Origin of the sequence: uncultured Marixanthomonas sp., assembly GCF_963974425.1 — a bacterium.
Lineage (GTDB): Bacteria > Bacteroidota > Bacteroidia > Flavobacteriales > Flavobacteriaceae > Marixanthomonas.
Genome location: NZ_CAXBCK010000019.1, coordinates 57,152 through 63,271, shown reverse-complemented (window position 1 = coordinate 63,271; position 6,120 = coordinate 57,152). Strand labels below are relative to the sequence as shown.

Annotated in this window: 6 protein-coding genes; 4 read left to right on the top strand and 2 right to left on the bottom strand. The window is 34.4% G+C overall.

Translation table 11 applies throughout. From position 1 onward, the window contains the following. Positions 1–77: 77 nt before the first annotated feature. From AACZ92_RS07360 to AACZ92_RS07345, 4 genes are all read left to right on the top strand, one after another. On the top strand, positions 78–1,337 hold the full coding sequence (locus AACZ92_RS07360; RefSeq protein ID WP_339699115.1) for a hypothetical protein: 1,260 nt from the start codon (positions 78–80) through the stop codon (positions 1,335–1,337). A gap of 114 nt (positions 1,338–1,451) precedes the next feature. Then, the gene (locus AACZ92_RS07355) at positions 1,452–1,976 is read left to right on the top strand and encodes a lipocalin-like domain-containing protein (RefSeq protein ID WP_339699113.1); all 525 of its coding nucleotides are present in this window, start codon (positions 1,452–1,454) and stop codon (positions 1,974–1,976) included. A 132-nt stretch (positions 1,977–2,108) separates the two neighbouring features. Further along, entirely contained in the window at positions 2,109–2,300 is a 192-nt protein-coding gene (locus AACZ92_RS07350; RefSeq protein WP_339699110.1) for a cold shock domain-containing protein, read from the top strand. Positions 2,301–2,406: 106 nt separating this feature from the next. Continuing rightward, positions 2,407–3,000, top strand: coding sequence for a phosphopantetheine-binding protein (locus tag AACZ92_RS07345; protein ID WP_339699107.1), 594 nt, complete (start codon positions 2,407–2,409; stop codon positions 2,998–3,000). 109 nt (positions 3,001–3,109) lie between these two features. On the opposite strand, the gene AACZ92_RS07340 is transcribed toward AACZ92_RS07345, so the two are convergent. Together AACZ92_RS07340 and AACZ92_RS07335 are read right to left on the bottom strand one after the other, a co-directional pair. Continuing rightward, positions 3,110–4,660 carry a hypothetical protein gene (locus tag AACZ92_RS07340; protein ID WP_339699104.1) on the bottom strand — a complete coding sequence of 517 codons (1,551 nt, stop codon included), beginning with the start codon at positions 4,658–4,660 and terminating at the stop codon, positions 3,110–3,112. Positions 4,661–4,821: 161 nt separating this feature from the next. Next, complete coding sequence (locus AACZ92_RS07335; protein ID WP_339699101.1) at positions 4,822–6,114, bottom strand: amidohydrolase family protein; 1,293 nt, start codon at positions 6,112–6,114, stop codon at positions 4,822–4,824. Positions 6,115–6,120 lie beyond the last annotated feature (6 nt).

Sequence of the window (6,120 nt, the reverse complement as noted above, 5' to 3'; positions counted from 1 at the left end):
AACCTTCAAAGTATATATTTTGAAGGTTTTTATTTAAGTGTAGTAGAATACTTATACTTGTAAAAACTAAACATGTTATGAAAAGGATAGTGCTCCTATTGGTTTTGTTGTGTTCTTCTATAGTTTTTGTTCAATGTAATATTGACGATAACAATCCTGTAGATGAAGAAACTGTTGATCCTGAAATAGACTTTGATAATGCCATAGTTATTGATGTTGTTGACGATTATTTTAGCCAACACTTTGAAATTCGCGCATACCTAAGTGATAAAAATGGAACTATTGTCGCGGAAGAAAAACTGTCATCCTTTAATAAAACCATATTGACTACTGATTTTGAAAATAATGAGTATGATTTAACTTTATTGAGAGGCATCCCAGGTTCTAATGGAGAGTTGCAAACATTTCTAAATATTGAACCCACTATTTACACTTTAAAATTACGTCCTAAACTAAACCCTAATTTTGAGGCTGTTAATTTAGAAATAACCAATGCCGTACCTGAATTCTATGTAACTGGCATTACAGGAGATTATGCCGAAGTAGGTTATACTGGAGGTACCTTTCTTTTAAAAGGGCTGCTTGAAGAGACACCAGGTGACTTTTTTGCTTTAGGTAAAATGCCTGATGAAGAGTTTCCTAGATATTTTTGGAGAGAAGATGTCCCCGGAAACTCAACGATTGGAGTTAATATGTTGTCCTTACCGTTTGCCGAAAAATCTATAACAACACAGTTTCCAGATAATTATAGGTTAGATTTAACTATAACCGGCCATAGAGATGAAGATGAAAGTGATGATAAGTTTATTAAACATACATTATTAAAAACAACCTTTAGTGCAGGGACAACTTCAAATCAATTTTATATTCCTGAAAATATTTTCGATTATTATGAGCTCGGAACAAAGTTTAGAGCTAATTCTGCTTTCTATTTTTATGCAAAAAAATCTCCGCAAATTACAAATATTGTTACGTTACCAAATTTTGACGTTACAATAAATTCTTCAGGAATCAATAATTTTTCAATGATTTCAACGGGTAAATATGATTATTTTGAAGCGCTATATACACATGATATAACCGATTCAATTTTGGACTTGAGATACAGTGTTTTTGGCGAGTTTTCAGAAAACACATCATTTAAATTAAAAACTCTTTTTGATTCAATTTTTTCAAACACACCAACAATAGCTTCAGATAAATTAGAATTTCAAGATGTCACTATACGAGATTATGATGTAATTAACTCTTTTAGTGATATCTCTAAAACTTATATTGGTGGTTTGCCAGATTTTCCTAAGTTTTATACTTTTAAGGGAGTCATGAGGTATGAATAATGATATTTAATTGAAAAACAACAACCCAGCACTTTCTGTAACATACATCAAAAGATTCAAAATCACTTAATCAACCAAAACATCGGGATAGATCTTCCCGTTTAAACTAAAAATATGAAGTTGAATAATAATTTATTTTTATTAATAATCGTAATTTTAATTTTTGGTCAGTCCTGTAAAGAAGCTGAAACCAAAGAGGTTCCAAAAGAAACTGTTAGCGATGTTGAAAGGCTTCCGGGGCTTTGGAAACTGCAAGCTATGGAACAAAAAGACTCGTTAGGAAATTGGAGCGAGTGGCGTGGAGGCATGCAAGGGTATTTGTTATATGATGGCGATAAGAATATGGCCTTGCATTTACTTAAAAAAGATTATGAAAAAACCGATTTACGGTTTCCTAATTTTACTGATACCATTGCAGAAGCAGCCTTAAAACACTTAACAGGATCGTATATTTATATTGGGAATTATAAGATATTGAAAGGTAAAAATATTGTAGAACACAAACGGTTGTCGCATTCCAATCCTGGTGATTGGGGTAAAACTGTACAGCGTAGGTTTTCTTTTATAGGCGATACACTTATCGTTCAGCCAGTAGAAGATAAGAATGCAAGCTTACGTTTAAAGTGGTTGAAAAAGTAATTTTTGAAGAAAAAGTGTAACCCTTTGATTTTTATTTTTTTGCAATTAATTGAAATATAATTTGTTAAAATGTCTATTTATAACTTTTATAACAGTACATTCGCACTTTATTAATTAATTATATTTATTACAATGCAAAGAGGCACAGTAAAATTCTTCAACGAATCTAAAGGATTTGGATTTATTACAGAAGAAGGAACAAACAAAGAACATTTCGTACACGCAACAGGTCTAATCGACGAAATCCGTGAAGAAGACGAAGTAGAATTTGACTTAAAAGAAGGAAAAAAAGGATTGAACGCAGTAAACGTAAGAGTACTATAAATAAGTTCATTTTTTAGAAAACAGAAAGCCGCTCCATTTGGAGCGGCTTTTTTTATGTAATTGGTTTTATATATTTGTTGATTATAATCTTGAAAAAGTATAAGTAATGGGATTAGACTCAGTTGAACTATTAATGTCTTTTGAAAATAAATTTGGTGTTTCGATTCCTGATGCTGAGGCTGAAAATATTTTTACAGTTCAACAAATGGTTGATTCAATTTTCGAGAAAATAAAGTTTAAACCGAATTATAAGTGCTTATCTCAAATAGTTTTTTATCGAATAAGGCGAGCGTTTGAAGAGTTTGATAACAAGAAAAGAGATATTACTCCGAATACAAAAATGTCAGATTTACTAAGTGCTACAGATTTAGAATCTGATTGGAGAAGATTAGAAATGAAAATAGGGCTTAAAATACCTAGATTAGTTGACTTGGACTTGAATAAATCTCTTAATAAAGAAGTGAAGTTTTTAGGGTTTAAAATGTATGATCGTACTGAACCAGTTGCTGAAAATACTTTGAGAAAATTTACTGATTGGATAATTTCAATGAACTCCAACGAGTTAATTTCTATCGAAGATATTTCAAGTAAATATGAAATTGAGCGAATTATTTGTGAATTAATTGAATATAAGATTGGAGTACCATTAAGTGAAATTGAAACACATCATTCTTTTACAAAAGACTTAGGAATAGATTGATTTATAAAAACTTCTTGATTAACCAATAATGTAAGTCTATTCTATTGCATTAAACTAGAAAACCTCTCAAATTTGAGAGGCTTTCTAGTTTTTAATAAATGTTTTATTTTTATTCTTCTTCTGGAAATAGAGTGCTTTCATAAGCACCAGCATCTGGAGCTTGCGTGTTTCGGCTGGTTCCATTTAAATCTATAGGGACCTGTTGTGCAGTAGCGGTGTTTCCAATACCATCCGCAGCAGAAGTTCCGGTTTCAATGTTGAAATTGTTCATTTCAGTATCTTGGAAAATGGGGTCTTCATTTAATACGGAGTTCGTGTATATAGCTGTGTTAGTAAAATCGTACAAAGGATTGTCATCAAAATCGCCACTAGGATCTTCAAAACGAATCAAACTGTTACTAAAATTAAAGGTAAACTGTGCGCCGTCATCTTTCAGTAAAGCAATTTCACGTCGCTCATTTCCGTAGATAATACAATTGTTGAAAGAAATATCAAGATCAAAAGGAGTGGTTCCAGTTTCGGTTTCAAAAAAGTTATCGATCAAAACGGTAGGAAAACTACGGAAACTATTGGTCCAATAGTTAGCAAACGTAGAATGGTTAAACTCATACGTTCCCCCAAGCGAAGCCGATAAAGAGGCTTGACCACTGTTGTTTATTACTACATTTTCTCCGTATACATTTCCAGTTCTAGCTAACAAGCCAGAATTAGCACTGTTGTAAATCTGTACATTTTCCAGTGTAAGAGTTCTGTCCCCATCATTGTCATCCATTAAAAGGCCTACAGTTCCATTTTTTATGGTTGTATATTTAAATTCGTTATCAGTACTTCCAGAAGTCATCCAAATAGCACCCCATTGTCCGGGAACATCGGCAAAAGCAGGTTCCAGACGGTCGCCTTCAAAAATAATTTCGTTTTCTAATAATTCAGGGTCATTACTTTGTTCGCCATTTGCTTTTATAGAGCCTGTATTGGCAACTAAAATTCCGCTACTAGCGTGAAAATGCACTCGTGCCCCAGCTTCAATATTCAGTGTTTTTTGTGGAGGTACGGCTGCATAGCCATAGATTACATAAGGTTTTTCGTTGGTAAAAGTGAGTTCGTTATCATCTAAAAAGAAACCTTCAATCAAAATATCATTTCCTTCGCCATCGGTTCCTAAGTTTAAAGTTTCAGAAGTGCCATCACCAAAACGTTCAGGAAATAAGAATACGGCATCTTGAATTAAGGTAACTAACTCCACATTTTGCTGATTTCCGCCAGTGTCAAATTGTAATTGATCGGTATATAAAAAGTTAGTTTCTTCTGTTGGGAGCGTATTGATATCGGCTGTAGTTTCTATAAAAATAAAAATACTGTCCTTGGCCAACACTTGAATATCCTGAAACGATTTTCCAGGGATTCCATCTACGTTTAAACGGTAGCTAGAAGTTTCGCCATTTTCTAGATTAATGGAGGGAATATTAATATCCTCATCGCTTCGATTATATACTTTTAGGTTATAAGTACTAGAGCCTATGTTGCTAAAAATGGTGTCTAAATATACGGTATCCCTTGAAAATTCAAGGTTTCCAGTACTAGGGACACTCTCAAAATCATTTCGGCAAGAACTCCATAAAACGAGGCAAGCAAGTATTGCCAATCCATAAACATACTTCATTAACGATAATTTTCAGTAAAAATATAACTTTTTGTGGACGATATTATTGTTTAGCAAGGAAAGTTGGTTAATGAATTGTCTTTTTTGATTATAGTTTAGATATAAAAAGTCCAGATTTTAAAATCTAACAGCGAAGCGGTCTCATATCTACTTATATCTATCTATTTCCCTTCATATTTATCCATATACCGATTCCAAAGCTCGGTTTGGTGGGTTTCTAAGGAAATATCTCTACCATCTATAAATGCATGTGTCAAAATATTGGTTCGCATATCTAAAGCATCCCCTTCTGAAATAAATAGGGTAGCACTTTTTCCTTTTTCCAACGTTCCGTAGGAATCATCAATCCCTAATATTTTAGCGGTATTGCCTGTAATTAGCTGAAGCGCTTTTTCTTTGTCCATTCCTTGACTAACTAAATGACCAGCGTAAAATGCTAAGTTACGGGTATTCATACGCTCCATTTGTCCGTTGGCTTGTAGTGCAACTGTAACACCAGCATCGGCCAAAAGCTTGGGCAGTTTATAAGGCATGTCGTAATCGTCATCTTCGCGTTCTGGGGTGGTATGAACACGTCTTACCAATACTGAAATATCATTTTTCTTTAAAAAATTAGTGATTTTATGGGCTTCGTATCCTCCAACAATTACTACTTTTTGAACCCCGTGCTCTTTAGCAGTTGTAACAGCATCGATCATTTCTTTTTCACCATCTGCGTGGATAAACAACGTTTTTGAACCATCAAATAAGCCTTTCATTGCTTTAAAGGCTTCATTTTTAGGTTGATCTTTGGAGTTCTTATAAGCTTTGCCATTTACTAAGAAAGCACGCACTTCATCAGTATCTTTTGAATAATCTTTGTTTGGCTTATACCCTCGAGGTTCGCCTAACCACCAGCGACCACGACGGAAGCTATTTGGCCAATTCATATGGATGCCATCATCAACTTTTACGGTAGCATCTTCCCAATTCCAAGCATCTAATTGTACGATAGATGACGTCCCTGAAATACGTCCACCTTGCGGTGTGACTTGAGCTAAAAGAACACCATTAGGTCGCATGCTTTCTACTACTTTACTCTCTGCGTTGTAAGCTATCAAGCTGCGAATATTCGGGATCATTTCACCAATTTCATCATCATCAATTGTAGGACGTACGGCATCAATCTCTCCCAGTCCTAAGGTGGAAACGGGAGCGATTATTCCTGGATATACATGCTTTCCTGAAGCATCAATCACTTTCCCTTTTGAAGCCACATTGGTGCCTATGGCGGTTATTTTACCGTTTTCGAAAACAATTGTGCTGTTGTCTATTATTGAACCATTACCAATATGGGCGGTTGCTCCTGTAATGGTGATAGCTTGTGTTTGTTTTGGTGCCGGTGTTTGTTGTGCAAAGCCAACCGAAGTGGCAAATACAACAACAAGAGTGGCTATTTTATGTAATACGTTCATGGTTGC

Coding starts and splice junctions, on each gene's coding strand:
- AACZ92_RS07360 (WP_339699115.1), top strand. CDS start 78: ATGAAAAGGATAGTGCTCCTATTGGTTTTGTTGTGTTCTTCTATAGTT.
- AACZ92_RS07355 (WP_339699113.1), top strand. CDS start 1,452: ATGAAGTTGAATAATAATTTATTTTTATTAATAATCGTAATTTTAATT.
- AACZ92_RS07345 (WP_339699107.1), top strand. CDS start 2,407: ATGGGATTAGACTCAGTTGAACTATTAATGTCTTTTGAAAATAAATTT.
- AACZ92_RS07350 (WP_339699110.1), top strand. CDS start 2,109: ATGCAAAGAGGCACAGTAAAATTCTTCAACGAATCTAAAGGATTTGGA.
- AACZ92_RS07340 (WP_339699104.1), bottom strand. CDS start 4,660: ATGAAGTATGTTTATGGATTGGCAATACTTGCTTGCCTCGTTTTATGG.
- AACZ92_RS07335 (WP_339699101.1), bottom strand. CDS start 6,114: ATGAACGTATTACATAAAATAGCCACTCTTGTTGTTGTATTTGCCACT.